This window comes from Agromyces litoreus, assembly GCF_040496015.1.
Classification (GTDB): Bacteria; Actinomycetota; Actinomycetes; order Actinomycetales; family Microbacteriaceae; genus Agromyces; species Agromyces litoreus.
Genome location: NZ_JBEPKA010000012.1, coordinates 21,434 through 48,153, shown reverse-complemented (window position 1 = coordinate 48,153; position 26,720 = coordinate 21,434). Strand labels below are relative to the sequence as shown.

The 26,720-nt window shown below is 70.7% G+C and carries 24 protein-coding genes, 4 tRNA genes and 1 pseudogene; 19 read left to right on the top strand and 10 right to left on the bottom strand.

Annotated features, from left to right (window positions below):
- Nucleotides 1-5 precede the first annotated feature (5 nt).
- From ABME01_RS10455 to ABME01_RS10440, 4 genes are all read right to left on the bottom strand, one after another.
- The gene (locus ABME01_RS10455) at nucleotides 6-2,144 is read right to left on the bottom strand and encodes a 3-hydroxyacyl-CoA dehydrogenase NAD-binding domain-containing protein (RefSeq protein WP_353828341.1); all 2,139 of its coding nucleotides are present in this window, start codon (nucleotides 2,142-2,144) and stop codon (nucleotides 6-8) included.
- An 11-nt stretch (nucleotides 2,145-2,155) separates the two neighbouring features.
- Nucleotides 2,156-3,364 carry a thiolase family protein gene (locus ABME01_RS10450; protein ID WP_353828340.1) on the bottom strand — a complete coding sequence of 403 codons (1,209 nt, stop codon included), beginning with the start codon at nucleotides 3,362-3,364 and terminating at the stop codon, nucleotides 2,156-2,158.
- A gap of 78 nt (nucleotides 3,365-3,442) precedes the next feature.
- Complete coding sequence (locus ABME01_RS10445; protein ID WP_353828339.1) at nucleotides 3,443-4,639, bottom strand: HRDC domain-containing protein; 1,197 nt, start codon at nucleotides 4,637-4,639, stop codon at nucleotides 3,443-3,445.
- Complete coding sequence (locus tag ABME01_RS10440; RefSeq protein ID WP_353828338.1) at nucleotides 4,632-5,222, bottom strand: DUF3000 domain-containing protein; 591 nt, start codon at nucleotides 5,220-5,222, stop codon at nucleotides 4,632-4,634. Before ABME01_RS10440 ends, ABME01_RS10445 begins: the two co-directional genes overlap by 8 nt.
- A gap of 84 nt (nucleotides 5,223-5,306) precedes the next feature.
- Here ABME01_RS10440 and ABME01_RS10435 point away from each other — a divergent pair, with 84 nt between their 5' ends.
- A complete protein-coding gene (locus tag ABME01_RS10435) occupies nucleotides 5,307-6,488 on the top strand; it encodes an alpha/beta hydrolase family protein (protein ID WP_353828337.1) in 1,182 nt (393 codons plus the stop codon).
- 23 nt (nucleotides 6,489-6,511) lie between these two features.
- Here ABME01_RS10435 and ABME01_RS10430 read toward each other — a convergent pair whose 3' ends face one another.
- Nucleotides 6,512-6,952 carry a SufE family protein gene (locus tag ABME01_RS10430; RefSeq protein ID WP_353828336.1) on the bottom strand — a complete coding sequence of 147 codons (441 nt, stop codon included), beginning with the start codon at nucleotides 6,950-6,952 and terminating at the stop codon, nucleotides 6,512-6,514.
- A 40-nt stretch (nucleotides 6,953-6,992) separates the two neighbouring features.
- The gene (locus ABME01_RS10425; RefSeq protein ID WP_353828335.1) at nucleotides 6,993-7,892 is read right to left on the bottom strand and encodes a sulfurtransferase; all 900 of its coding nucleotides are present in this window, start codon (nucleotides 7,890-7,892) and stop codon (nucleotides 6,993-6,995) included.
- 142 nt (nucleotides 7,893-8,034) lie between these two features.
- On the opposite strand from ABME01_RS10425, the gene zapE reads away from it, so the two are divergent.
- The 3 genes and pseudogenes from zapE to ABME01_RS10410 form a co-directional block, all read left to right on the top strand.
- Nucleotides 8,035-9,090 (top strand): cell division protein ZapE, encoded by a 1,056-nt coding sequence (gene zapE / locus ABME01_RS10420; RefSeq protein ID WP_353828334.1) that lies wholly within the window; start codon nucleotides 8,035-8,037, stop codon nucleotides 9,088-9,090.
- A gap of 264 nt (nucleotides 9,091-9,354) precedes the next feature.
- A complete protein-coding gene (locus ABME01_RS10415; RefSeq protein ID WP_353828333.1) occupies nucleotides 9,355-10,578 on the top strand; it encodes an ammonium transporter in 1,224 nt (407 codons plus the stop codon).
- A 41-nt stretch (nucleotides 10,579-10,619) separates the two neighbouring features.
- Nucleotides 10,620-11,147, top strand: a pseudogene (locus tag ABME01_RS10410) (type II toxin-antitoxin system PemK/MazF family toxin); the annotation flags it as partial.
- A gap of 113 nt (nucleotides 11,148-11,260) precedes the next feature.
- Here the strand turns inward: ABME01_RS10410 and ABME01_RS10405 are convergent.
- Nucleotides 11,261-11,333 (bottom strand) — tRNA-Val (locus ABME01_RS10405).
- Nucleotides 11,334-11,598: 265 nt separating this feature from the next.
- Here ABME01_RS10405 and ABME01_RS10400 point away from each other — a divergent pair.
- From ABME01_RS10400 to ABME01_RS10390, 3 genes are all read left to right on the top strand, one after another.
- Nucleotides 11,599-11,671, top strand: a tRNA-Gly gene (locus ABME01_RS10400).
- Between the two features lie 58 nt (nucleotides 11,672-11,729).
- Nucleotides 11,730-11,800, top strand: a tRNA-Cys gene (locus tag ABME01_RS10395).
- A gap of 33 nt (nucleotides 11,801-11,833) precedes the next feature.
- Nucleotides 11,834-11,908 (top strand) — tRNA-Val (locus ABME01_RS10390).
- Between the two features lie 81 nt (nucleotides 11,909-11,989).
- Here the strand turns inward: ABME01_RS10390 and ABME01_RS10385 are convergent.
- A complete protein-coding gene (locus ABME01_RS10385) occupies nucleotides 11,990-12,844 on the bottom strand; it encodes a lysyl oxidase family protein (RefSeq protein ID WP_353828332.1) in 855 nt (284 codons plus the stop codon).
- Between the two features lie 243 nt (nucleotides 12,845-13,087).
- Between ABME01_RS10385 and thrS the strand changes: the two genes are divergently transcribed.
- Nucleotides 13,088-14,986: a threonine--tRNA ligase gene (gene thrS / locus ABME01_RS10380; RefSeq protein WP_353828411.1), complete on the top strand. Its 1,899-nt coding sequence runs from the start codon at nucleotides 13,088-13,090 to the stop codon at nucleotides 14,984-14,986.
- On the top strand, nucleotides 14,983-15,549 hold the full coding sequence (locus ABME01_RS10375; protein ID WP_353828331.1) for an HIT family protein: 567 nt from the start codon (nucleotides 14,983-14,985) through the stop codon (nucleotides 15,547-15,549). The genes thrS and ABME01_RS10375 overlap by 4 nt, the downstream gene beginning before the upstream one ends.
- A gap of 10 nt (nucleotides 15,550-15,559) precedes the next feature.
- On the opposite strand, the gene pdxY is transcribed toward ABME01_RS10375, so the two are convergent.
- A complete protein-coding gene (gene pdxY / locus ABME01_RS10370) occupies nucleotides 15,560-16,411 on the bottom strand; it encodes a pyridoxal kinase PdxY (protein WP_353828330.1) in 852 nt (283 codons plus the stop codon).
- Between the two features lie 7 nt (nucleotides 16,412-16,418).
- Entirely contained in the window at nucleotides 16,419-17,759 is a 1,341-nt protein-coding gene (locus ABME01_RS10365; RefSeq protein WP_353828329.1) for an aminotransferase class I/II-fold pyridoxal phosphate-dependent enzyme, read from the bottom strand.
- A 144-nt stretch (nucleotides 17,760-17,903) separates the two neighbouring features.
- On the opposite strand from ABME01_RS10365, the gene pdxS reads away from it, so the two are divergent.
- The 10 genes from pdxS (at nucleotide 17,904) to secF (ending at nucleotide 26,680) form a co-directional block, all read left to right on the top strand.
- The gene (gene pdxS / locus ABME01_RS10360) at nucleotides 17,904-18,794 is read left to right on the top strand and encodes a pyridoxal 5'-phosphate synthase lyase subunit PdxS (protein WP_353828328.1); all 891 of its coding nucleotides are present in this window, start codon (nucleotides 17,904-17,906) and stop codon (nucleotides 18,792-18,794) included.
- Nucleotides 18,788-19,432 carry a pyridoxal 5'-phosphate synthase glutaminase subunit PdxT gene (pdxT, locus tag ABME01_RS10355; protein ID WP_353828327.1) on the top strand — a complete coding sequence of 215 codons (645 nt, stop codon included), beginning with the start codon at nucleotides 18,788-18,790 and terminating at the stop codon, nucleotides 19,430-19,432. The genes pdxS and pdxT overlap by 7 nt, the downstream gene beginning before the upstream one ends.
- A gap of 109 nt (nucleotides 19,433-19,541) precedes the next feature.
- Nucleotides 19,542-20,255 (top strand): hemerythrin domain-containing protein, encoded by a 714-nt coding sequence (locus tag ABME01_RS10350; RefSeq protein WP_353828326.1) that lies wholly within the window; start codon nucleotides 19,542-19,544, stop codon nucleotides 20,253-20,255.
- Between the two features lie 111 nt (nucleotides 20,256-20,366).
- On the top strand, nucleotides 20,367-21,128 hold the full coding sequence (locus tag ABME01_RS10345) for a YebC/PmpR family DNA-binding transcriptional regulator (protein WP_353828325.1): 762 nt from the start codon (nucleotides 20,367-20,369) through the stop codon (nucleotides 21,126-21,128).
- A 5-nt stretch (nucleotides 21,129-21,133) separates the two neighbouring features.
- Nucleotides 21,134-21,772, top strand: a complete 639-nt coding sequence (ruvC, locus tag ABME01_RS10340; protein WP_353828410.1) for a crossover junction endodeoxyribonuclease RuvC — start codon at nucleotides 21,134-21,136, stop codon at nucleotides 21,770-21,772.
- Complete coding sequence (ruvA, locus tag ABME01_RS10335; protein WP_353828324.1) at nucleotides 21,769-22,389, top strand: Holliday junction branch migration protein RuvA; 621 nt, start codon at nucleotides 21,769-21,771, stop codon at nucleotides 22,387-22,389. Before ruvC ends, ruvA begins: the two co-directional genes overlap by 4 nt.
- Nucleotides 22,386-23,423 carry a Holliday junction branch migration DNA helicase RuvB gene (gene ruvB / locus ABME01_RS10330; protein ID WP_353828323.1) on the top strand — a complete coding sequence of 346 codons (1,038 nt, stop codon included), beginning with the start codon at nucleotides 22,386-22,388 and terminating at the stop codon, nucleotides 23,421-23,423. The genes ruvA and ruvB overlap by 4 nt, the downstream gene beginning before the upstream one ends.
- Before the next feature lie 68 nt (nucleotides 23,424-23,491).
- Nucleotides 23,492-23,863 (top strand): preprotein translocase subunit YajC, encoded by a 372-nt coding sequence (yajC, locus tag ABME01_RS10325; RefSeq protein WP_353828322.1) that lies wholly within the window; start codon nucleotides 23,492-23,494, stop codon nucleotides 23,861-23,863.
- A 61-nt stretch (nucleotides 23,864-23,924) separates the two neighbouring features.
- A complete protein-coding gene (gene secD / locus ABME01_RS10320; RefSeq protein WP_353828321.1) occupies nucleotides 23,925-25,667 on the top strand; it encodes a protein translocase subunit SecD in 1,743 nt (580 codons plus the stop codon).
- Nucleotides 25,667-26,680, top strand: a complete 1,014-nt coding sequence (gene secF / locus ABME01_RS10315; RefSeq protein WP_353828320.1) for a protein translocase subunit SecF — start codon at nucleotides 25,667-25,669, stop codon at nucleotides 26,678-26,680. The genes secD and secF overlap by 1 nt, the downstream gene beginning before the upstream one ends.
- The last annotated feature ends 40 nt before the right edge of the window (nucleotides 26,681-26,720 follow it).

The following is a 26,720-nucleotide window of genomic DNA, read 5'->3' as shown; positions in this document are numbered from 1 at the left end:
CGCGATCAGGACTCGACGCCCCGGATCGGCGGGTGGTGGAAGGTGTCGCCGAAGACCCGCTCGGACGCTCCCACGCGGTCGAGGTACGGGGTCAGGCCGCCCATCTGGAACGGGAAGCCCGCACCGAGGATCATGCAGAGGTCGATGTCCTCGGCCGCGGCGACCACGTCGCCGTCGAGCATGAGCTTCGTCTCGCGAGCGAGTCCGTCCTGCAGGCGGGTGAGGATCTCCTCCGGGGTCGACGGCGTCGTGCCGCCGGCGACGATCTTCAGCGCGCCCTTGTCGAAGCCCTTGACCTTGCCCTTGTCGTCCTTGTCGAGGAGCGTGCCGTAGTCGGCGAGCTCGTGCAGGTTCTCGGACCGGTAGAAGCGGTCCGGGAATGCGGCGTGGTGCGTGTCGAGCACGTGCGCGCCCACCTTCAGCCCGACGAGGTCGAGCAGCGCCGACGGCGCCATCGGCAGGCCGAGCGGCGCCATGGCCTCGTCGACCGTCTCGAACGGCGTGCCCTCGTCGACCGCGCGCATGGCTTCGCCGAGCAGCACGGCGAGCAGGCGGTTCACCACGAAGCCGGGCGTGTCGGCCGTGATGACGGCGTTCTTCCTGAGCTTGGCGGCGGTCACCATCGCCGTCGACAGCGTCTCGTCGTCGGTCCGGCTCGTCTTCACGACCTCGATGAGCGGCATCACCGCGACCGGGGTGAAGAAGTGGAATCCGACCAGGCGCTCGGGGTGCTCGAGCTTGGCACCGATCTCCTCGACCGACAGCGACGAGGTGTTGGTCGCGAGCACGGCCTCGGGGGAGATGATCGGCTCGATCTCGGCGAAGACGTCCTGCTTGATCGAGAGCTCCTCGAACACCGCCTCGATCACCCAGTCGCAGTCCGCGAACTCGGCCTTGTCGGTCGTGCCGTGGATGAGGGCCTTGAGCCGGTTGGCCTCGTCGGAGGAGATGCGTCCCTTGCCGAGCAGGGTGTCGATCTCGCCGGTGATGTAGGCGACGCCCTTGTCGACGCGCTCCTGGTCGAGGTCGGTGATGACCACCGGCACCTGGAGGCGGCGCAGGAACAGCAGGGCGAACTGGCTGGCCATGTAGCCCGCACCGAGGACGCCGACCTTGGAGACCCGCTTCGCGATCGACTTGTCGGGAGCACCGGCCGGCTTCTTCGCGCGCTTCTGCACGAGGTTGAAGGCGTACATCGACGCGTGGAACTGGTCGCCGGACACGAGGTCGGCGAGCATCTCGTCCTCGCGGGCGAAGCCCTCCTCGCGGCTGCCGGACTTGGCCGCCTTGAGCAGCTCGAGCGCGGCGTAGGGCGACTTCGGCACCGTGCCGATCCGGTTCTGCAGCATCTTCTTCGCGATGCCGATCGCCGCATCCCACTTGACCATGCGCTCGAGCTTGCCGGGCTCGTTCGGGCGCTTGACCTTCACCCGGCCCGAGACGACGTCGTCGGCCCAGCGGATCGAGTCCTCGAGGTAGGTGACCGAGGGGAACATGACGTCGGCGATGCCGAGGTCGAGGACCTCGGGCGCCTTGATCGTCCGGTTCTGCTTCAGGGGGTTCTCGACGACGATCTTCAGTGCGTTCTCGATGCCGATCAGGTTGGGCAGCAGGGTCGCACCGCCCCAGCCCGGGATCATGCCGAGGAACACCTCGGGCAGGGCCGCCGCCGGCAGGGATGCGTCGACCGTGCGGTAGTCGGCGTGCAGGCCGATCTCGACGCCGCCGCCGAGCGCGAGGCCGTTGATGAACGCGAACGAGGGCACGCCCACGGTCGCGAGCTTGCCGAGCGCGTGGTGGCCGAGCTGCGCGATGCGCAGGCCCGCCTCGCGGTTCGGCAGCTGCGAGACCTTGGAGAGGTCGGCGCCCGCCGCCAGGATGAACGGCTTGCCGGTCACCGCCACGGCGTGGATCTCGCCGGCCGCGGCCCGCTCGGTGAGCCGATCGAGGGTGGCGGCGTACTCGAGCAGCGTGTTCGGGCCGAGCGTGTTCGGGCGCGTGTGATCACGGCCGTTGTCGAGCGTGACGAGCGCGAGCGTGCGGCCCTCCGAGAGGGGGATGTCGCGCACGTAGGAATGCGTGACGACCTCGTCGTCGAACATGCCCGCGAGCTCGGTGAAATCGATCTTCGTGTAGTCGGTCATCGCCTCGTCCCTCAGGCCTTCTTCGCGGCCCTGCGCGAGTAGTTCGGGTTCTCCCAGACCATGGTTCCGCCCTGGCCGAGGCCCACGCACATGGTCGTGATGCCGTAGCGCACGTCGGGGCGCTCGGCGAACTGGCTGGCCAGCTGGTTCATCAGGCGCACGCCCGACGAGGCCAGGGGGTGGCCCACGGCGATCGCGCCGCCCCACGGGTTCACGCGGGGGTCGTCGTCGTCGATGCCGTAGTGGTCGAGCAGCGAGAGCACCTGCACGGCGAACGCCTCGTTCACCTCGAGGATGCCGATGTCGTCCATCGTGAGGCCCGCCAGGCGCAGCGCCTTCTCGGTCGCCGGCACCGGGCCGATGCCCATGATGGCCGGGTCCACGCCCGCGAAGGCGTAGCTCACGAGCTTCATCTTGACGTTCAGGCCGTACTCCTTGGCGGCGTCGCCGCTGGCCAGGAGGGCGGCGGTCGCGCCGTCGTTCAGGCCGGAGGCGTTGCCCGCGGTCACGCGACCGTGGGGGCGGAACGGCGTCTTCAGCGTCGCCAGGCCCTCGAGCGTGGTCTCGGGTCGCATGACCTCGTCACGCGTCGCCATGCCCCAGCCCTCGCCGGAGCGGATCGCGACCGGGATGAGGTCCTGCTGGATCTTGCCCGCCTCGTAGGCCGCAGCGGTCTTCTGCTGGCTGCCCATCGCGTAGCGGTCGGCGCGATCCTTCGTCAGGTGCGGGAAGCGGTCGTGGATGCGCTCGGCGGTCGCGCCCATGACGAGGGCGTCCTCGGAGACCATCTTCTCGGCCACGAACCGCGGGTTCGGGTCGACGCCCGAGCCCATCGGGTGGTGGCCCATGTGCTCGACGCCGCCGCCGATCGCCAGCCGGTACTGGCCGAAGCCGATGGATCCGGCGAGCATCGCGACGGAGGTCATCGCGCCCGCGCACATGCGGTCGATCGCGAAGCCGGGGACCGACTTCGGCAGGCCCGCGAGGATCGCGGCGCTGCGCCCGATCGTCAGGCCCTGATCGCCGGTCTGCGTCGTGGCGGCGATGGCCACGTCGTCGATCTGCTCCTTGGGGGCGTTCGGGTTGCGTTCGAGCAGCCCCACGATCGCCTTGACGACCAGGTCGTCCGCCCGGGTGTTCCAGTACATGCCCTTGTCGCCGGCCTTGCCGAAGGGGGTACGGACCCCGTCGACGAACACGACGTCAGCTCGTTCAGCCACGCTGCAGCTCCCTTTCGAATGAGGAATGTGACGATCGTAGGAAGGCCCCCGCACGGGGGCGGAATCGGTTGGCGGTTCCTACGAAGGCTCGTGCGCGGCGTCTTCGAGCGATTGTGCAGCCTGTACAAACGCAGCCGCGATTATCTGTGAGGTAGCCTCAACCTGCCACGTGCGCGCGCCCAGGTCGGACAGGGCCAGGCCGATCGCCTCAGGGGTGGAGTCCGTCGGCGGGCGCCACGCCACCCGTCGCAGGTGATCGGGCGTGAGCAGGTTCTCCAGCGGCATGTCGAGCCGCTCGGCGACCTCCGCGACCGAGGCCTTCGCGAGGCGCAGCCGGGCGTCCGCCTCGGGGTTCCGGGCCGCCCAGGACCGCGGCGGCGGGGGTGCGTCGCTCGGGACCCGCGCGGCGGGCGGCTCCGCCGTGCGCGCCGACTCGATCGCGTCCCACCAGCGGTCGAGCTCGGTGCGGCTGGCGCGCCCGTTGAAGGCCTTCAGGTCGGCGAGGGCTCGCTTCGACTCGGGCAGGGCCTTGGCCGCCGCGAGGAGCGAGGCGTCCGGCACCAGGCGGCCCGGCGCGACGTCCGTCTCCGCCGCCAGCGCGTCGCGTGCCTGCCACAGCGCCCGCGCGACCGCGAGGTTGCGGGGCGAGCGCAGCGCGTGGATGCCGCTCAGTCGCCGCCAGGGCTCCGCGGCCGGCGGCTTCGCCGCGCGGTGCACCGTCGCATGGAACTCCTCGCGTGCGATCTCCTCCTTGCCGGCGTCGACCAGCCGCTCGGCCAGGCGGTCGCGCACGTCGACCAGCAGTTCGACGTCGAGGGCGGCGTACGTGAGCCACGACTGGGGCAGCGGGCGCGTGGACCAGTCGGCGGCCGAGTGCTCCTTCGCGAGCTTGACGCCGAGCAGCTCCTCGACGACCGAGGCGAGTCCGACCCGCGGCATCCCGAGGAGGCGCGCGGCGAGTTCGGTGTCGAACACGTGCGCCGGGTCGAGGCCGACCTCGCGCAGGCAGGCGAGGTCCTGGCTCGCCGCGTGGAGGACCCACTCCTCGTCGCGGATCGCCCCCTGGAGCGAGCCGAAGTCCTCGATGCGCGTCGGATCGAGCAGGAACGTCCCCGCCTCGCGCCGGAACACCTGGATCAGGTAGGCGCGCTGCGAGTAGCGGAACCCGCTCGCGCGCTCGGCGTCGACGGCGACCGGGCCCACGCCGCCCGTGATGGCCTCGACGGCGTCGTCGTAGGCCGCACGGGAGTCGATCACGTGGAACTCGTCAGCCACGTCTCCTCCTCCGTGTGGGAAAGGCCGTCACCCCCTCCGAACCCGGAGGCAGGCCGGCCAGCATGCACAGCAACTCACTCCACCCTTCCACATGCGGTGCGATCTCGGCGTCGAGCGGGGTCCAGGAGGCGCGGAGCTCGAGCTCCGCGCCGTCGCCCTGCCGGGCGAGTTCGCCGTAGCCGGTGGAGAGGATCTTCGTCACGGTGCCCGACGCGGCGACGTAGCGCGCGTCCCGGGCGTCGAGGGCGTCGACGAGCCACGACCATGCGACATCGGCGAGGAACGGGTCGATGCCGATGTCGGTCTCGAGCGGAGCCTGCGCGAAGCAGACGACGCGGAACCGGCCGCCCCACGACTCCGGCTCCGACGGGTCGTGCAGCAGTACGAAGCGGCCCGTGCCGAGCTCGGAGTCCTCGGCGTGCCGACCGGGGACGAGGTCGGCGGCGAGGGCGACCGCCCACGGCGCCAGCGAGGAGGGCGCGGTGATCTCCGACACGCGCAGTTCCGGTCGCGGTGTCGCGGACCGCAGCGATTCCAGCGCCGCGGCGAACTCCGGGGGAGGTGTGGTCGCCGAGTCGGACACCCTCGCAGACTAGAGTCTGCAGCACGGGGCCCGGTGGCGGCGCGCCGCGGGGGTCGGGCTCATCCCGACGGAGCAGGAGGCAGCATGGCACGGCTCGAGCGCACGATGGGGCCGGTGGGTGCGGTGCTCGGCGGGATCGCGATCCTGGGCGGCGCGTTCCTGGCCGCGAGTGCGGCGACGGCGGTGCTGTTCGCGCGACGCGTGGTCACTCCCGAGACCCAGCAGGAGGACGACATCCGCATCGAGCGGACGGACCTTGCGGCCGGGGAGGTCGTGCTCGGCGGCTCCGACCTCGCACGCATGCGCGGCCGCTACGGGCTGTGGTTCGAGCACGATTCCGGGTACGCGCGCGTCGGCGACGTCCTCCACGACGACGGCCACCGAGTCCGACGCGTGGTCGAGTCGGTCGACTTCGGGCGACTCGACCGTGCCGGCCGTGGCCGCATGAGCGGATGGTTCCACCTCGGGCCGTGGGAGGTCTCCGCGCACTACGAGAACGTCATGGTCCCCACCCGGCTCGGCCCGGCGCCGGCCTGGTTCGTCCCCGCGACCGACGACGCGGGCGCGACGTCGGGCGACTGGGTCATCCAGGTGCACGGCCGGGGGGCCCGACGACCGGAGGGGCTGCGCGGCGTCGAGCCGGCGGCGGAGGCGGGTTGGTCGACCCTGCTGGTGTCGTACCGCAACGACGGCGACGCCCCCGCCAGCGAGGACCGTCGCTACGGGCTCGGCGGCACCGAATGGGAGGACGTCGTCGCGGCGGTGCACTTCGCCGTGGAGCGGGGAGCGCGACGGATCGTGCTCATGGGCTGGTCGATGGGCGGCTCGATCGCGCTGCAGACCGTCCTCCGGTCCGCCGAGGTGCGCGAACGCCTGGTGGGCGTCATCCTCGAGTCCCCGGCGGTCGACTGGCCGGACATCCTCCGCTTCCAGGGTCGGGCCATGGGGCTTCCGGACGAGCTCGGCGGTGCGGTCGCGCGCGTGCTCAGCGCTCCGATCGCCGGGACGCTGACGGGCCTGGCGGCACCGATCGACCTCGAAGCGCTCGACGCCGTCGCCCGCGCCGACGAACTGGACGTGCCGATCCTGCTCATGCACAGCGAGGACGACGGGTTCGTGCCCATCGACGGATCACGCCGCCTCGCAGAGGTCCGCCCGGACCTCGTGCAGTTCGAGGTCTTCGAGGGCGCCCGGCACACGAAGCTCTGGAACCACGACCCGCGCCGGTGGTCGATGCTCGTGCGCGACTGGCTCGCGGCCCACTGAGCCGGCGCGAGCGGGCGAGGAGGTCAGGCCGCGAGCCGCTCCGAGAGCTGGCGCTTCGCGCGGGCGAGCATGCCCGACATCCCGCGCACCCGCAGCGGTGAGACGGCCTCGTTCAAGCCGAGCGACTGCGGGTAGTCCGCCGGGACCGACATGACCTCCTCGGGCGTCAGGCCGTCCAAGCCCTGCGCGAGGATCGACGCGAAGCCGCGCGTGGTGGGCGCCTCCGCCGGGGCCGTCGCGTGCATGTGCACCAGCCCGTCGTCGTCGAGCTCGACGAAGATGTACACGGGGGACTGGCACTCCTCGACCCGTTCGAGCAGGTCGGGGTGGTCGCGATAGCGCTCGGGGAGCTCGGGGAGCTCGTTCGAGAAGTCGAGCAGGAGCGTCAGCCGGTCGCGCACGCCGAGCGCGAGGAAGTCCTCGCGCGTCTCGGCGAGCGCCGGGGGCAGGGTCGTGGCATCCATCCGGTCCATTCTCCCATCGCCCGGCGCCCGCGCGGCCGGACTACCGCCCGGGGACCTCGCCGCGCTCGGGACCCGTCGCGATCGGCACGCGGACGGCGCTGCCCCACTCGGTCCACGATCCGTCGTAGTTGCGGACCCGGTCGAAGCCGAGCAGGTGGGTGAGCACGAACCAGGTGTGGCTCGAGCGCTCCCCGATGCGGCAGTACGCGATGACGTCGTCGCCGTCGTGCAGGCCCACCTCGTCGCGGTAGATCGCGTCCAGTTCGGTCCGGGTGCGGAACGTGCCGTCCTCGGCCGCGGCACGGGCCCACGGCACCGAGGCCGCGGTCGGGATGTGGCCGCCGCGCAGCGCCCCCTCCTCGGGGTAGGCCGGCATGTGCGTGCGCTGGCCGGTGTACTCCTCGGGCGAGCGGACGTCGATGAGGGGGTCGCCGAAGTGCGCGAGCACGTCCTCCCTGAAGGCCCGGATCGTCGTGTCGTCGCGTTCCACGACCGGGTAGTCGACGCGCTCGCGTCGCGGTGCATCGATCGTGAGCGGGCGGCCCTCGGCGATCCACTTGTCGCGCCCGCCGTCGAGCAGGCGCACATCCTCGTGACCGAACAGCGTGAAGACCCAGAGCGCGTATGCGGCCCACCAGTTGTTCTTGTCGCCGTAGATCACGACGGTGTCGTCGCGCGAGATGCCCTTGCCGCCCAGCAGGTCGGCGAACTGCGCTCCGTCGAGGTAGTCGCGCACGACCGGGTCGTTCAGCTCCGTGTGCCAGTCGACCTTGACCGCGCCGGGGATGTGGCCGACTTCGTAGAGGAGCACGTCCTCGTCCGATTCCACGACGACCAGCCCCGGGGCGTCCAGGCGTTCGGCGAGCCATTCAGTGGTCACGAGACGCTCGGGGTGGGCGTATTCGGCCAGCTTGGCGGCGGGATCGAACTCGACGGGCATGGGGACCTCCAGTGGACGCCCGGTGGGGCGAAGGCGGATCGGGGAGCGGACTAGGCTGGTGACCCGTCCATCGACGAATCTACGCGTGGTGCGGGGCATCGGCACCGTGCCCGTCATCCTCGGCAACAGGAGCCTGACGCCCATGACCCCTGCATCGGCATCCGCGATCGAGCACCTCGTCGACCGCAACCCCTCGATCACCGGGGCGGAGATCGCCTCTGAGCTGGTCCCGCCGCCGCAGTTCGAGCACGCCTCGTTCGAGTCGTACCGGCCCGACCCCGACTTCCCGTCCCAGCAGGCCGCGCTCGACCGTCTGAACACGTTCGCGGGCGCGTGGCGAGCCGCGCAGCGACCGGGCGGCTTCTTCTCGCGCAAGCGCCCGGCGCGCATCGAACTGCCCGGCGTCTACCTCGACGGCGGGTTCGGCGTCGGCAAGACCCACCTGCTCGCCGCGCTCTGGCACGTCGCGCACGGCCCGAAGTACTTCGGCACGTTCATCGAGTACACCGCCCTGGTCGGCGCCCTCGGCTACGCGCCGGCCGTGCAGCTGCTGAAGGGCGCGCGGCTCATCTGCATCGACGAGTTCGAGCTCGACGACCCGGGCGACACGATGCTCATGACCCGCTTCCTCGGCGAGCTCATGGCCGGCGGCACCCGCGTGGCGGCGACGAGCAACACGCCACCGAACGCCCTCGGCGAGGGACGCTTCGCGGCCGCCGACTTCCTCCGCGAGATCCACGGGCTCTCCTCGAACTTCGAGACCCTGCGGATCGACGGACTCGACTACCGTCGACGCGATACCGAGGGGCACGCGGAGGTGCTCGCGGACGACGACGCGGTCGAGCACGCGGCGGCCACGCTCTCCGGGCGAGGGCACCGCGTCTCGCTCGACTCGTTCGACGCCCTCATGTCGCACCTGTCGACCGTGCACCCGTCGAAGTACATCAAGCTCATCGACGGGATCGAGTTCATCGGCCTCACCGGCGTGCACGAGCTCACCGACCAGAACGCGGCGCTCCGGCTGGTCGCCTTCATCGACCGGGTGTACGACGCCGAGGTGCCGATCATGGCCGGCGGCACGCCGCTCGACGAGGTCTTCGGCGGCGACATGCTCGACGGCGGGTACCGAAAGAAGTACCTGCGCTCGATGTCGCGCATGATCGCCCTCACGACGGGCGAGCTCCCGCCGCACGACTGAGCCGCGGCCCCCCGTCGCACGGCCCCGGCCGCATCGGTCGGGTCCGTTCCGCGACCCCGGCCGCGCGCGCATTCGGAGGCGCATCGCGGCATCCGGAAACACGCTCGTTACATACGGGACGATTCCGTAACCGTTGCGAAACGTGCGAGGCCCCGTCGTCGAAACGTTGCCGCACCATTCTGATCCCCGTACCCCGAGACCGAGCCCCTGTCTCATCCCCCTCGCGGTACGTCCCCTGCAAACCAAGAGGTGTGAGGATTACCTATGGATAGCGGCAACATCGCGTGGGCCGTCACGGCATCCGCGCTCGTGCTCTTCATGACGCCGGGCGTCGCGTTCTTCTACGGCGGCCTGGTGAAGGCGAAGAGCGTCGTCAGCATGATGATGATGAGCTTCGGCGCAATGGGACTCATCAGCGTCCTCTGGGTGCTGTACGGCTTCAACATGAGCGCGGTCGGCAGCGCGTGGGAGTTCTCGGGCAACCCGTTCTCCGACTTCGGGCTCGCCGGCATCGCCTCCGGTGAGAGCGCCAATGCCGACCTGCTCGGCGTGGTCTTCGGCGCGACGTTCGCGATCATCACCGTCGCGCTGATCTCCGGCGCGATCGCCGACCGTGCGAAGTTCGGCGCGTGGATGATCTTCGCCGGCATCTGGGCCACCCTCGTCTACTTCCCGGTCGCGGCCTGGGTGTGGGGCGGCGGCTGGATCCTCTCGCTCGGCGACAACCTCGGCCTCCCGGGCGTGATCGACTACGCCGGTGGTACCGCGGTCCACATCAACGCCGGTGCTGCGGCACTCGCGCTCGCGCTGGTGCTCGGCAAGCGCGTCGGATTCCAGAAGGGCATGGACAAGCCGCACAACGTGCCGCTGACCCTGCTCGGCGCCTCGATCCTGTGGTTCGGCTGGTTCGGCTTCAACGCCGGCGCGGAGTTCCTCGCCGAGGGCATGCCCGGCGTCGGCCTCATCGCCGTCAACACGCTCGTGGCCACCGCCGCCGCGATCCTCGCCTGGCTCGTCGTCGAGAAGATCAAGGACGGCAAGCCGACCTCGGTCGGTGCCGCCTCGGGCGCCGTCGCGGGCCTCGTCGCCATCACCCCGGCCTGTGCCAACCTGACCCCGGGCTGGGCGACGCTCCTCGGCGTCGTCGCCGGCGCCGTCTGCGCCATCGCGATCGAGCTGAAGTTCAAGTGGGGCTTCGACGACTCGCTCGACGTCGTGGGCATCCACCTCGTCGGCGGCCTCATCGGCACGCTCTACCTCGGCTTCTTCGCGACCGAGACCGGCCTCTTCGTGGGCGGCGACCTCGGCCAGCTCGCCGTGCAGGCGATCGCCGCCGTCGGCGTCCTGCTCTACTCGTTCATCGTCGCCCTCGTGGTCGGCTTCGCCATCGAGAAGACGATCGGCTTCCGGGTCAAGAACGAGGACGAGCTGGCGGGCATCGACACGATCGTCCACGGCGAGGAGGGCTACAAGCTCGAGACCGTCTGATCCTGCGATCACCGCGAGGGCGGTGGGGATAGTGTGCGGGTGTGCCTGACGCCCGCCGCTTCCTCACCGCCCTCGGGCGTGTCATCCGACCGTTCTCGTCCTCGACGGCCTCCCGGCCGCGTCCCGACCCGTCGGCAGGCGCGACGGCGTCCTCCGGTCGCTCCTCGCATGACCCCGGCTCCCCGGGTCGCTTCGGCCCGGCCGCGACGGTGGAACTCGACCCCGGTCGGGTCGGCCGCGTGGCCTTCTCGTACACCCCCGAGCGCGACGGCGAGCCGGATCCGGGAGAGGTCGTCTGGACCTGGGTGCCCTACGTGGAGCGCGACGGCCGTGGCAAGGACCGCCCGGTCGTCGTCGTCGCGGCGGGCGAGGACGACACCTTCCTCGCGGTCCCACTCACGAGCCGTCCGCAGGAGGGCGACCCCGACGCGGTCGAGCTCGGCGCCGGCCCGTGGGATCGCGACGGGAGACCGAGCTGGGCGCGGATCGACCGGGTGTTCCGCATCCACGCCGACGGGATGCGACGCGAGGCCGCGTCACTCGACGTGTCGCGGTACGAGCGGGTCGTCGAGGCGCTCGCCCGCCGGTACGGCTTGGGGGTGAGGTCCGGGTCGCTCCGAACGCGCGGCCGACCCCGGGAACGACGAACGCCCCCGGGGAACCGGGGGCGTCTCGATCTCGGTGGGCGATGCCGGGCTCGAACCGACGACCTCTTCCGTGTGAAGGAAGCGCGCTACCAGCTGCGCCAATCGCCCATGTGGGATACGCGGCCCGATGGGATCCGGCCGCGGATCGATACTAGCCCACGGGCCGGGTGGATTGCACATCGGCGCACCGGGGCTCCCGAGGGTGGTGTCGAGCGTGGCCGCGAGCGGCGACCGCGGGCCGACGACACGCCCGGATCGCGCACCCGGAATGGGCAGGTGACCGGCCCGAACGACCCGCTGGTCGCGCTCGGTTTGTCATTCGTTCATCGGATGGGTTATCGTCTTTCTGCACGCAGAAATGCGGATCGCAAACGCGGATGTGGCGCAGTTGGTAGCGCATCACCTTGCCAAGGTGAGGGTCGCGAGTTCGAGTCTCGTCATCCGCTCTGATCAAGCAACCGGCGCAAGCCGGTTCTTGTTCGTTTGGTGGTGAACCCAAGCAACGGTGGATTGGCCGAGAGGCGAGGCAGCGGCCTGCAAAGCCGTATACACGGGTTCGAATCCCGTATCCACCTCGAGCAGGGCCCGTGCGGCTCGACTCAGGTCACGGGCGATTGGCGCAGCGGTAGCGCGCTTCCCTGACACGGAAGAGGTCACTGGTTCGATCCCAGTATCGCCCACCAGCACGAAGGCCCCGGCAGCAGCCGGGGCCTTCGTCGTCTCCGAGGGGAGCCGGTGCGGGCCGCACCCGCGCTCGCGTCGGATCAGGGGTTGCCGCCGAATCCGCAGATGACCAGCGGCTCGCACGGCGAGTGGTCGAGCACCTCGACCTTCGCGTTCGAGCTCGTCCGGCTCAGCCGGAACTTCACCCACGTGAAGTTGTTGGTCTCGTCGGACTCGATCCAGTGCCCGTCGGGGTCGGCCAGGTGGGTCAGCACGTACTCGCCGTCCGGGACGTCGGTGACGTCGAGCTCCTGCAGCGGGGTCGACTGGTGATACGAGTCCGCCCACCAGGATGCGAGCCCCTGCAGCTCTCCGTTGCACTCGAAGTAGGTGCGCGGCTTCACCTTCTTGAGCGAGCCGGTGTCGCCGATGAACTCGATGTCGACGAAGCAGAACGTGATCTTCACGCCCTCCGACCAGACGGTGCTCCACGTCGCCGGGTCGTCCGGGTCGTCGCCCGGGGCGGCGCTCCGGATGTCGAACAGCGCGACCGCCGACTGGTGCCAGTGGTTGTGCTCCGGGTGGAACACCGCGCTGCCGGCGTCGTGCGTGGCCACCACGTCGCCCGCGGCGTCGAGGATCTCCTGCGTGGCCACCGTGCACTCGTCGTACCCGATGTCGTCGGAGACGCACGGCTCGACCTGGCCGCCGCCGCGGATCTGGAGGTTGCCCTCGCCGATGTTGATGTGGGTGGTCGAGAACCGCAGGAACTCGCGCTGCTGCGTGTTCTGGATCTGCAGGTGGTGCGGCACCTCCTCGATCACGTCGGGGAGGAGGGCGCCCGGCGGCAGCTCGGGCAGGTCGTCATCGTGCGCCTGCGCCGCGGTGCCCCCGGCGGCGACGAGGACCGCGACGGCGACGGCGGCGGCGGCGTGGAACAGGGTGGTGCGGTTCATGACGCGCTCCGATCTCCTGAGGAGGCCTCGATGCCTCCATCCGTGAGGAGCGTGGCAGGCCGGGATCGGCCGCCGCCACGCCCGTTCGGGGGTCGTCGATCGTCGGCCGCGGGATCGGACCGCGACGCGCGCGGCACGTGCGGCGCACGCGACTACAGTTGAGGGGTTGCGTCTCACACAGCAGGGGAGTGGATCCACTTGGCCGACGGCTTCGAGCTCTTCACCGATCGATCCGTTGTCGCGATGCGCGTCAACGGCGAGCTCAAGGACCTCGCGACGACGGTGACGGATGCCGACACCGTCGAGCCGGTCACGATCGACTCGCCCGACGGGCTGGCGATCCTGCGGCACTCGACGGCGCACGTGCTCGCCCAGGCCGTGCAGAAGGTCAATCCCGACGCGAAGCTCGGCATCGGCCCGCCGGTCACCGACGGCTTCTACTACGACTTCGACGTCGCCGAGCCCTTCACCCCGGAGGACCTGAAGGTCCTCGACAAGGAGATGGCGCGGATCATCCGCTCCGGCCAGCGCTTCGTGCGCCGGGTCGTCGGCGACGACGAGGCGCGCGTCGAGCTCGCCGGCGAGCCCTACAAGCTCGAGCTCATCGGGCTGAAGGGCTCGGCCGCATCCGGCGACGACAACGAGAACGTCGAGGTCGGCGGCGGCGAGCTGACGATCTACGACAACGTCGACCCGAAGACGGGCGAGGTGGCCTGGATGGACCTCTGCCGCGGTCCGCACCTGCCGAACACCCGGATGATCGGCAACGGCTGGGCGCTCATGCGCGTCGCCGCCGCGTACTGGCGCGGGTCGGAGAAGAACCCGCAGCTGCAGCGCGTCTACGGCACCGCGTGGCCGACCAAGGATGAGCTGCGCGCCTACCAGCACCGGCTCGAGGAGGCCGCCCGCCGCGACCACCGCAAGCTCGGCCTCGAGCTCGACCTGTTCAGCTTCCCCGACGAGATCGGCTCGGGCCTGCCCGTCTTCCACCCCAAGGGCGGTGTGATCAAGCGGGAGATGGAGGACTACGTCCGCCGGCGGCACATCGAGGAGGGCTTCCAGTACGTCTCGACGCCGCACATCACGAAGGCGCACGTCTTCGAGATGTCCGGACACCTGCCGTACTACAAGGACACGATGTTCCCGCCGATGGAGCTGGAGAACAGCGAGTACTACCTCAAGGCGATGAACTGCCCGATGCAGAATCTCATCTACCGCTCTCGCGGGCGTTCGTACCGCGAGCTTCCGCTGCGGTTCTTCGAGTTCGGCACGGTCTACCGGTACGAGAAGTCGGGTGTCGTACAGGGCCTCACTCGCGTCCGCGGTCTCACGCAGGACGACTCGCACAGCTACGTCACGCCGGAGCAGGCGCCCGCCGAGATCGATCACCTGCTGAACTTCGTGCTGGGCCTGCTGCGCGACTTCGGCCTCGACGACTTCTACCTCGAGCTGTCGACCCGTGACGCGGACTCCGACAAGTTCAAGGGCACCGACGAGCAGTGGGAGGTCGCGACGAACGTGCTGCGCGAGGTCGCGGAGCGCTCCGGCCTCGAGCTCGTGCCCGACCCGGGCGGCGCCGCCTTCTACGGCCCGAAGATCTCGGTGCAGGCACGCGACGCGATCGGCCGCACCTGGCAGATGTCGACCATCCAGTACGACTTCAACCAGCCCGAGGGCTTCGGCCTCGAGTACACCGCGGCGGACGGCACGCACCAGCAGCCCGTGATGATCCACTCGGCGAAGTTCGGGTCGATCGAGCGCTTCTTCGGCGTGCTCACCGAGCACTACGCAGGCGCGTTCCCGCTCTGGCTCTCGCCCGTGCAGGTCGTGGGCATCCCCGTCGCGGACGAGTACGCCCCGTACCTCGGCGGCATCCTCACCCAGCTCTCCGGAGCGGGCGTCCGGACCGAGCTCGACACCAGCGACGACCGGATGCAGAAGAAGATCCGCACGCACACCAAGCAGAGGGTGCCGATCCAGCTCATCGCGGGCGAGAACGACCGAACCGCCGAGACCGTGAGCTTCCGCTTCCGTGACGGCACGCAGGAGAACGGCGTCTCGATCGCCGAGGCCGAGCGCCGCATCCACGAGGCGATCGCCGATCGTCGCCAGATCAGCACCAGGGACGACCTGTTCGCATGACCAGCGCGTACCAGCCCGACGAGTTCGACGGCGTCCCGACGGATGACGCGGCCGACCTCGCGGGGGTGCCCGATGCGTTCCAGCGCCTCTGGACGCCGCACCGGATGGTCTACATCCAGCACGGGCAGCAACCGGACGAGCATGCCTGCCCGTTCTGCCGCGCGCCCGAGCTGAGCGACGAGCAGTCGCTGATCGTCGCGCGTGGGACGCACGCCTACGTGCTGCTGAACCTGTACCCGTACAACAGCGGCCACCTGCTGGTCTGCCCGTACCGCCACATCGCGACGTACGACGAGGCCACGCCCGAGGAGGTCGTCGAGATCGGCGAGCTCACCCAGGTCGCCATGCGCACCGTCAAGCAGGTCTCGCGCTGCGACGGCTTCAACATCGGCATGAACCAGGGCCGCATCGCCGGCGCCGGCATCGCCGGGCACCTGCACCAGCACATCGTGCCGCGCTGGGCCCTCGACGCGAACTTCTTCCCGATCATCGCGGGCACGAAGGCGCTGCCGCGCCTGCTCGGCGAGGTGCGCGAGGAGCTCGCCGAGGCCTGGCCCCGCTGAGGCCGCGGCGTCAGCGCACCCGACGCACCTCGAACTGCATGCGCGGGTGCGCGTAGGCATCCTGGGACTCGATGAGCCGCAGTTCCCGCTGCCCCGACTCGTGGGTGTTCGACAGGAGGTCGAACACGCTCGACGCGGTCATCGCGAGTGCGTCGCGCACGGAACCGGTGCGGCGGGAGTGGGCGGTGAACAGCGCCGCGGTGACATCCCCCGAGCCGTTGGCCTTCAGCGGCAGGCGCGGGGTCTGCACGATCCACGCACCATCGTCGTCGACCGCGAGCATCTCGATCGTGCCGTCCTCGGCGTCGGGTCGCTCGACGCTGGTCACGAGGACCGTGCGCGGGCCGGACGCGCGGACGAGGTCGACCGACTCGAGCGTCGACTCGAGCGAGCCCGGCTCGGTTCCGGTGAGGTAGCCGAGCTCGAACTGGTTCGGCGTGATCAGGTCCGCGGCGGGGACGACGCGCTCGCGCAGCAGGATCGGGATCGCCGGGGCGACGAAGCAGCCGCTCTTGGCGTTGCCCATGACCGGGTCGCACGCGTAGATCGCGTCGGGGTTCACGGCCTTGATGCGGGCGACCGCGTCGAGGATGACGTCGGCGATGCCCTCGCCGCCCTGGTAGCCGGACAGGATGACGTCGACCTCGGGGAACACGCCGCGGTCCTCGATCCCGTCGATCACCGCTCGCACGTCGTCCGGGCCGATCATCGGGCCGCGCCAGGCGCCGTAGCCCGTGTGGTTGGAGAAGTTCACCGTGTAGACCGGCATGACCTCGACGCCGATGCGCTGGAGGGGGAACACGGCCGCCGAGTTGCCGACGTGACCGTATGCGACCGCGGACTGGATGGAGAGGACCTTCACCCGACGATCATTCCATCCCCGGGGCGGCGAGCGGGCCGCCGGCCGCGCGGACGGCCGCGGCGACGTCGTTCGCGAGCCGCTCGGCGTCGGCGTCGGACAGGTCGTGCACCGTCAGCCGGAGGCGGTGGCCCGCGGGCTCGTCGGCCAGGGCGAACTCGTCGCCGGCGCGAACCAGCCATCCACGGCGCATGAGCTGCTCGGACACGTCGCGAGCCGGCACCGGCAACGGCACCCAGAGGTTGAGGCCGTCGCCCGCTCCGGCGGGCACGCCGAGCTCGGTGAGTCGCGCGGCGAACGCCTCGTTCCGCGACGCGTAGTGCTCGCCGGCGTCGGCGATGCTCCGTGCCACCACCGGGTCGGTGACGAGGGACAGCGTGAGCCGCTGGAGGAGGTGGCTGACCCAGGTCGTGCCCGGGCTCAGCCGCATGGAGAGCCGGTCGGCGGTCTCCGGGTCGGATGCCGTGACGGCGAGGCACATGTCGGGGCCGAGGAACTTCGAGACCGACCGCACGAGCGCCCATCGCCGGTGCTCCGGCCCGATGATCGATCTGAACGTGTCGCGCGAGAGCATCGAGAAGTGGTCGTCCTCGATGACGAGCACGTACGGGTGGTCGCGCAGCACGGCGCGGAGCTCGTCGGCGCGCCGCTCGGTCAGGCTCGCGCCCGTCGGGTTCTGCGCGCGCGGCGTGCACACGACGGCACGGACGCCCTGGTCGAGCGCGGCGCGCAACCCGTCGGCCGTCATGCCCTCGTCGTCGACCGGGACCGGCACCGGCCGGTACCCGCCCACCCGCACCGTGTGGATGCTGGTCAGGAAGCAGGGATCCTCGAGGGCCACCGCGTCGTCGCGCACGAGGGCCTGGGCGAGCAGGCGCTCGACCGCGTCGGCGGCGCCGCTCGTGACCGTGAGGCGCACGTCGGACGGCGCGAGGTCGGCCGCCATCCATTCCCGCGCCCACCGCTCCAGGCCGGGATCGACGACCGGTTCGCCGTAGAGCACCGGGCGGCCGGCCATGCGCGCGAGCGCGCGGGACGGGTCCGGGATCCGGTCGGGATCCGGGTTGCCGGTCGCGACGTCGCGTAACACGCTGTCGGCGGCGAAGCCCTCCTGGGACACCGCGGAGCGGTCGGCGACGAGCGTGCCGCCGCGGCCGCGGGTGACGAGGACGCCGGCCGAGGTGAGCTGGCGGTAGGCGGCGACGGCCGTGTTCCGGTTCACGCCCAGGTGGTCGGCGAGATTGCGCACCGGCGGCAGCGAATCGCCCGGCCGCAGGGCGCCGCGCTCGACGAGCGCGCGCACGCTCGCGGCGATGTCCGCGGCGGAGCGGCCGGTGATCTCGAGGGTCATGTCACGATCCGATACGCGTCGAAGTGCAGGGTCCGGTCCATGCTATCTTTTGGCCTAGGCCAAGCAAGCGCCTTGTCCGAGAATTTGCGCGATCGCGCGTCATCCGTCGCGCGATCGCGCGTCATCCGTCGAAAGGGAATCACGATGAGCACTGCCGAGATCGGCTCGAGCCGAGTCAAGCGCGGCCTCGCCGAGATGCTGAAGGGCGGCGTGATCATGGACGTCGTCACGCCCGAGCAGGCCCGGATCGCCGAGGACGCCGGCGCCGTCGCCGTCATGGCACTGGAGCGGGTCCCCGCCGACATCCGCGCCCAGGGCGGCGTCGCGCGCATGAGCGACCCCGACCTCATCGAGGCGATCATCGCCGAGGTGTCGATCCCGGTGATGGCGAAGGCCCGCATCGGCCACTTCGTCGAGGCCCAGGTGCTCCAGGCGCTCGAGGTCGACTACATCGACGAGTCCGAGGTGCTCTCGCCCGCCGACTACGTCAACCACATCGACAAGTGGTCCTTCACGACCCCCTTCGTCTGCGGGGCGACCAACCTCGGCGAGGCCCTCCGCCGCATCAACGAGGGTGCCGCCATGATCCGCTCCAAGGGCGAGGCCGGCACGGGCGACGTCTCCGAGGCGACCAAGCACATCCGCAAGATCACCTCCGAGATCAACCAGCTGAAGTCGATGACGCGCGACGAGCTCTACGTCGCCGCGAAGGAGCTGCAGGCGCCGTACGAGCTGGTGCTCGAGGTCGCCGAGACCGGCAAGCTCCCGGTCGTGCTCTTCACCGCGGGCGGCGTGGCGACCCCGGCCGACGCGGCGATGATGATGCAGCTCGGCGCCGACGGCGTCTTCGTCGGTTCCGGCATCTTCAAGTCGGGCAACCCCGAGCAGCGTGCGGCCGCGATCGTCAAGGCCACCACGTTCTACGACGACCCGAAGGTGATCGCCGAGGTGTCGCGCGGCCTGGGCGAGGCCATGGTCGGCATCAACGTCGCCGACCTCGCGGCGCCGCACCGCCTCGCCGAGCGCGGATGGTGACCCTCCGCGACGAGTCGCAGGGCCTGGCGGATGCCGCAGGCCCGACCGTCGGCGTCCTGGCGCTGCAGGGCGACTTCCGCGAGCACGCACGCGTGCTCGCAGGCCTCGGGGCGCGCATCGTGCTGGTGCGCCGTCCCGAGGACGTCGAGGGCATCGACGGACTCGTGATCCCCGGCGGCGAGTCGACCGTCATGGACAAGCTGTCGCGGGCCTTCGGCGTGGCGGAGCCGCTCAGGCGCCGCATCGCCGAGGGCATGCCCGTGTACGGCACGTGCGCCGGGCTCATCATGCTCGCCGACACCGTGCTCGAGGCGATCCCGGGCCAGCAGAACCTCGGCGGGCTCGACGTGGTCGTGCGCCGGAACGCGTTCGGCTCCCAGAACCAGTCGTTCGAGGTCGAACTCGACATCCCGGTGCTCGGCGAGCCGCCGGTGCGCGCGGTCTTCATCCGCGGGCCGGTCGTCGAGTCCGTCGGGGAGCGCGCGACGCCGCTCGCGGCGCTGCCCGACGGTCGCGTCGTGGCGGTCGAGCAGGGCGGCCTGGTCGGCACGAGCTTCCATCCCGAGATCCTCGGCGATCATCGGTTCCACGCCTACTTCCTCGACAAGGTCCGGGCGGCGGTGGGCGCCGCGGCGTAGCGCGCCGGGCGTTCGCCGGGGGCATGCCGTCCCGGTCGATCGCCGATTCGGCGTCGGAGCCCGCACGGGACCTCTGGCGGATCGTCGGTCGACGGGGTTTGATACCCCCATGGCAGAGCGCCTCCCGAGCACCTCCGATGAACTCCCCGAGGGGGAGACGGTCGGCTGCGACACGTCGGACATCCTGATCGTCCACCGGATCTTCCGCTGGGGGTTCCGTGAGATGCCGAAGCTCGTGCGAACGGCGCCGCCCGGCGATCGGGCCCGCGCCGGCGTCGTCGCCGATTCCGTCGACCTCGTCGCCCTCGCACTCCACCTGCACCACGAGGCCGAGGACGAACTGCTGTTCGGCAAGGTCGAGGCACGACGGCCCGCGTGCGAGGCGACCGTCGAGCTGATGCGCGAGCAGCATCGCCGGGTCGCCGAACTCCTCGGTCGCGTCGAGTCGGCCTCGCCCCGCTGGCGGGACCAGCCGGACGCGGAAACGGCCGAAGCCCTCGCGATCGCGCTCGACGACGTCGGTGCGCTGCTCGGCGTGCACCTCCGGGACGAGGAGGACGACATCATCCCGGTCGCCGCCGAGGAGCTGAGCCAACGGGAATGGAGTGCGCTCGGCGAGCACGGGCAGGAGCGCATCCCGAAGGACGGGCTGCCCGTGCAGCTCGGCCTGATGCTCGATGCCGTGCCCGAGGACGAGCGCTCCGAGTGGTTCCGGGCGCACATGCCCGCGCCCGTCAGGCTGCTGTGGGCGATCATGCTGAAGCGCCGCTACACGGCCTGGCATCGCGAGCTCTTCCCGGCGGGGATGCCGGAGGTCGCCTGATCCCGGTGCGTCCCGCGGCGCCTCGTCGGGCCCTCCGGCGCGCCCGTCGCCGGTCGGTGGGGGAGCGCTGGCCTAGAATGTCCGGGTACTGATCACCGAGTCGGGAGAGGCATGTCCGGGCATTCCAAGTGGGCGACGACCAAGCACAAGAAGGCCGTCATCGACGCGCGCCGTGCGAAGTCGTTCGCCAAGCTCATCAAGAACATCGAAGTCGCCGCGAAGCTCGGCGGCGCCGATCTGGCGGGCAACCCGACGCTCTACGACGCGGTCCAGAAGGCCAAGAAGACCTCGGTCCCGAACGACAACATCGATCGCGCCATCAAGCGCGGCGCGGGGATCTCCGGCGAGAGCGTCGAGTACATGAACATCATGTACGAGGCCTACGGCCCCAGCGGCGTCGCGCTCATGGTGGAGTGCCTCACCGACAACAAGAACCGCGCCGCGGCCGAGGTGCGCACCGCGCTCTCGCGCAACGGCGGCACGCTCGCCGACCCGGGCTCGGTCGCCTACAACTTCTCGCGCAAGGGGGTCATCGTCGTGTCGGGCGACGGCACCACCGAGGACGACGTGATGATGGCGGCGCTCGAGGCGGGCGCCGAGGAGGTCGAGCCGCACGCGCAGGGCTTCGAGGTGGTCACCGAGGCGACCGACCTGGTCCCCGTGCGGACCGCCCTGCAGGACGCCGGGCTGGACTACGAGTCCGCCGACGTGGAGTTCGTGCCGAACCTCAAGGTCGAGATCGATGCCGAGACGGCGAAGAAGGTCTTCCGCATCATCGACGCGCTCGAGGACAGCGACGACGTGCAGAACGTCTACAGCAACTTCGACCTCACCGCCGAGGTGCAGGCCGAACTCGAGGCGGACTCGGAGTAGTGCCCGTGCGGGTCCTCGGCATCGATCCCGGGCTGACCCGCTGCGGCGTGGGCGTCGTCGACGTCGCCCCGGACCGGACGGCCAGGCTCGTCGACGTCGTCGTGCTGCGCTCGCCCGCCGACCTGCCGACGCCGGCGCGACTCGAGCGCATCGCGGACGGACTCGAGGCGATCATCGAGGAGCACCGCCCGAACGCCGTCGCACTCGAACGGGTGTTCGCGCGCAGCGACGTCTCGACGATCATGGGCACGGCGCAGATCTCGGGCGTGGCGATGCTCATCGCCTCGCGCCGCGTGCTGCCGGTGGCGCTGCACACGCCGAGCGAGGTGAAGGCGGCGATCACCGGGTACGGTCGCGCCGACAAGAAGCAGGTCGGCACCATGGTCGCGCGCATCCTGGGCCTCGAGGCGGTGCCCAAGCCCGCGGATGCCGCGGACGCGCTCGCGCTCGCGATCTGCCACGCGTGGCGGACCGGAGGTGCCGCGGGAGCCGCGATCGCGGATGCGTCGGCGCGCGGCGGTCCGGCCGGGCGGCGTTCCGGCGGCGATGCGACCGGCACGCCGATGACGCCGGCGCAGCGTGCGTGGCTCGCCGCAGAGCGTGCCGCGAGCGTGTCGGGGGCGGCCCGTAGGGTGAAGGAGTGATCTCCTCCCTCCGCGGTCGCGTGCTCCAGGCCTCCGGCAGTTCCCTCGTGGTCGAGGTCTCGGGCGTGGGCTACTTCGTGAACGCCACTCCCGCGTTCGTCCTCGCCTGTCGCGAGGGCGACGAGGTGCTCGTGCACACGTCGCTCGTGGTCCGGGAGGACTCGCTCACGCTCTTCGGCTTCGCGACGACCGACGAACTCGAGGTGTTCGCGCTGCTGATCGGCGTCACCGGCGTCGGCCCGAAGTCGGCGCTCGGCGTGCTGTCGACGATGTCGCCCGCCGACGTGGCCCGCGCGGTCGAGTCCGAGGACGACGCCGCGTTCCGCCGCGTGAGCGGGATCGGCCCCAAGACGGCCAAGCTGATCACCGTCTCGCTCGCGGGCAAGGTGGTCGCGCCCGCCGCGGCGGCATCCGGTGCCCCGGTCGCCACCGGCGGCATCGCCGACGACGTGCTCGCTGCGCTGACCGGTCTCGGCTGGTCCGAGCGGCTCGCCGGCGAGGCGCTCGCCGAGACCCTTGAGACCGCCGACGAGGCGGCTGCGGCCTCGGTGCCCGTCCTGCTCCGGCTGACGCTCGCGAGGCTCGGACCGGCCCAGCAGGGAGCGCGCGCCCGATGAGCACCGAGGACCTGACCGATCCGGAACTCGCCTCCGAGGCGGAACTCGCGTTCGAGGGGGCGCTCCGACCCAGGAGCCTCGAGGAGTTCGTCGGCCAGACCCGCGTGCGCGGCCAGCTGCAGCTGCTGCTCTCGGCCGCGGCGATGCAGCAGCGCACACCCGACCACATCCTCCTCGCGGGCCCGCCCGGGCTCGGCAAGACCACGCTCGCGATGATCGTGGCGCACGAGGGCGGGCGTCCGCTCCGCATGTCGAGCGGGCCGGCCATCCAGCACGCCGGCGACCTCGCCGCGATCCTCTCCTCGCTCGTGCCGGGCGAAGTGCTCTTCATCGACGAGATCCACCGCATGGCGCGCTCCGCCGAGGAGATGCTCTACCTGGCGATGGAGGACTTCCGCATCGACATCATGGTCGGCAAGGGCGCCGGCGCGACCTCCGTCCCGCTCGACCTCGCCCCGTTCACGCTCGTCGGCGCGACGACCCGGGCCGGGCTGCTTCCGAACCCCCTGCGCGACCGGTTCGGGTTCACGGCACACCTCGAGTTCTACGACGAGGCGGAGCTCGAGCAGGTGCTGGCGCGCGCGGCGGTCATGCTCGGCCTCGACATCGACCGCGATGCGATCGCGGAGATCGCTGGTCGCTGCCGGGGCACCCCGCGCATCGCGAACCGGCTGCTGCGCCGGGTCCGCGACTACGCGCTCGTGCACGGCGGGAGCGCCGACGTCGAGGCCGTCCGCGCGGCGCTCGAGCTCTACGACGTCGACGCGCTCGGCCTCGACCGGCTCGACCGCGCCGTCATGCTCACCATCCTGAACCGGTTCGGCGGGGGACCGGTGGGCCTGAACACGCTCGCGGTGTCGGTCGGAGAGGAGGCTGAGACGATCGAGGCGGTCGTCGAGCCGTTCCTCGTCCGCATCGGCCTGATCACTCGCACGCCGCGCGGTCGCATGGCCACGTCGGACGCCTGGCGGCACTTCGGCCTCGTGCGTGAGACCGCCGACGCCGGGACGACGCTGCCCATCGATGACCTATAATCCTTGGAGGCTTCGGCCACCCCACCCCTGATCGTGCGCCGAGCGCACACCGGAAGGTTTCCCACTCCATGGATCCGCTGACCCTCATCATGCTCGCCGTCCTGGCGGTGCTCATCTTCTTCATGTTCCGCAACTCGCGGCGTCGTCAGGCGGAGATGCGCGACCTGCAGGCCAAGGTCGTGCCCGGGGCGAAGGTCATGACGAACTTCGGGGTCTTCGGCACGATCCTGTCGATCGACGAGGACGAGAACCAGGTCGAGCTGGAGTCGTCGCCGGGCACGGTGCTCACCGTGCACCGCCAGACGATCTCGCGCGTCGTCGACCCCGTCGAGGAGCCCGCCGTGGCGTCGACCCCGGTCGAGGGCGAGCCCGAGTTCGGCGAGCGCGTCGACGAGACGCCGAACGACGAGGCGCCCGACGCCAAGAAGTCGGACGACTGAGCCCACCCCACCGCTCTGCTCGCGCGATGCTGCGCGGGCTCCCTGCAGAGAAGGCACAACCGTGGCTGCACCATCGAAGCGGTCCTCGCGACCCACGCCCGTCCGCAAGGCCGTGCGATCCCTGACCTGGCTGGGCGTCCTGATCGTCGCCCTGTTCGGCATCAACGCCGCGGGGGTGATCTTCGGCGACGGGTCCTGGACCCCGAAGCTGGCGCTCGACCTCGAGGGCGGCACGCAGATCATCCTCGCCCCGCAGCTCGCGGACGGTGAGACGGTCACCCAGGAGCAGCTCGACCAGGCGGTGGCGATCATCCGCCAGCGCGTCGACGCGTCGGGCGTCGCCGAGGCGGAGATCAACACCCAGGGCGGCGAGAACGTGGTCGTCGCGATCCCCGGCGAGCTCGACGAGCAGACCCGGAACCGGATCGAGTCGTCGGCGAAGCTCGAGCTCCGCCCGGTGCTCCTCGCGGACGCCGCCGCCAACCAGGTGATCACGCCCACCGACACCCCCGAGGCCACCGACGGCGCCGACGGGGAACTGTCGGACACGCCCGAGGTGGAGCCCACCGACGCGAGCGACCCGAACTGGATCACGCCCGCGCTGCAGGACGAGTTCGACACGTTCGACTGCGCCGCGCTCGACGAGGGCACCGCCAACGTCGCACCGTCCGACCAGCCGCTCGTCACCTGCGATGACACCCGCACCATCAAGTACCTGCTCGGCCCGGTCGAGGTCGGCGGCGAGGACATCGTCGACGCGACGAACGGCACGGTGTCGACCCAGACCGGCGCCAGCACCGGGCAGTGGGCGGTCAACATCGTCTTCAACGACCGCGGAGCCGAGTCGTTCGCCGACGTCAGCCAGCGACTGTTCGCGCTGAACGGCCAGACGCCGCGCGACCAGTTCGCGTTCGTCCTCGACGGCGCCGTCCTGTCGGCGCCGCAGATGAACGCCGTCATCACCGACGGCCGCCCGCAGATCACGGGCAACTTCACCCAGGAGACCTCCAAGGCCCTGGCCGACCAGCTGAAGTTCGGCGCCCTGCCGATCTCGTTCGAGGTGCAGTCCTCGGACACCATCTCCGCGACGCTCGGAACCTCGCAGCTGCAGTCCGGCCTCATCGCCGGCCTCATCGGCCTCGTGCTCGTGGTGATCTACACGCTGTTCCAGTACCGGGCGCTCGGAAGCGTCACGATCGCCTCGCTCATCATCGCCGGCATCATCACCTACCTCACGATCACGATCCTGTCGTGGCGCGAGGGATACCGGCTCTCGCTCGCGGGCATCGCCGGCCTGATCGTCGCGATCGGCTTCACGGCCGACTCGTTCATCGTGTACTTCGAGCGCGTTCGCGACGAGCTGCGCGACGGGCGTCCGCTCGTCGGCGCGGTCGAGGCCGGCTGGAAGCGCGCCCTGCGCACCGTGCTCGCCTCGAAGGGCGTGAACCTGCTGGCTGCGGTCGTGCTGTTCATCCTCGCGGTCGGCAGCGTGCGCGGCTTCGCGTTCACCCTCGGTCTCACGACCATCATCGACGTCGTCGTCGTGATCCTGTTCACCCACCCGATGCTGCAGCTGCTCGCGCAGACGCGGTTCTTCTCCAGCGGCCATCCATGGTCCGGGCTCGACCCGCAGGCGCTCGGCGCCGTGTACCGCGGTCGTGCGGAGTTCCGCAAGCCCGTGGCAGTGCCCGCGAAGAAGGCGGCCTCCAGCTCGCGCGAGGCGCAGAAGCGCCAGACCATCGCCGAGCGCAAGGCGGCACAGGCCGACGCCAAGGTCGGCGCCGGCGAAGGCAAGGAGTCCTGATGGCCAACCGACTCACGACGTTCGGCAACGACCTCTACACGGGCAAGCGCTCGTTCAACTTCGTCGGCGGCCGCCGCAAGTGGTATGCGATCGCGGCAGTGCTGATCATCCTCTCGCTGCTGATGCCGTTCGCGCGCGGCTTCAACTTCGGCATCGAGTTCCGGGGCGGATCCCAGTTCCAGATCTCCGGCGTCTCATCGGCGACGGCGCAGCCCGCCGTCGACGCGGTCGCCGAGGTCGCCCCTGACGCGGTCGCGCGCGTCACGATCGTCGGCGACGAGGGCGTCCGGGTGCAGACCGACCAGCTCGAGCAGGCCGAGTCCCGCCAGCTGACGGCTGCCCTCGCCGATGCGTACGGCGTGCCCGAGTCCGAGGTGACGTCCTCGTTCATCGGGGCGAGCTGGGGCGCCGACGTGACACGGCAGGCGCTCGTCGGCCTCCTCGCCTTCCTGCTGCTCGCGGCGATCATCATGGCGCTGTACTTCCGCACCTGGAAGATGTCGCTCGCCGCGATGCTCTCGCTGCTCGGCGACCTCATCGTCACCGCGGGGGTCTACGCCGCGGTCGGCTTCGAGGTCACGCCGGCCGCGATGATCGGCATCCTGACGATCCTCAGCTACTCGCTCTACGACACGGTCGTCGTGTTCGACAAGATCCGCGAGAACACGACGGACGACGGCATGGAGTCGCGTCGCACCTTCGCGGAATCGGTCAACCTCGCCGTCAACCAGACGCTCGTGCGCTCCATCAACACGAGCGTCGTGGCGGCGCTCCCGGTCGCGGCGATCCTCTTCATCGGCGCGGGCGTGCTCGGGGCGGACACCCTTCGCGACATCTCGCTGGCCCTGCTCATCGGCATCATCGTGGGCACCTGGTCGACGGTGTTCATCGCGGCACCGCTCTACTCGCAGCTGCGAGAGGGCGAGCCGGCGATCAAGCGTCACGACCAGAAGGTCCTCAAGGAGCGCGAGCGCGCGGGCGGCAGCTCGGCCGAGGCCGTCACCGTCGCTTGACCGGGGCCCGGGGACCGGTGGTCCCCGGGCGCCCCGGAAG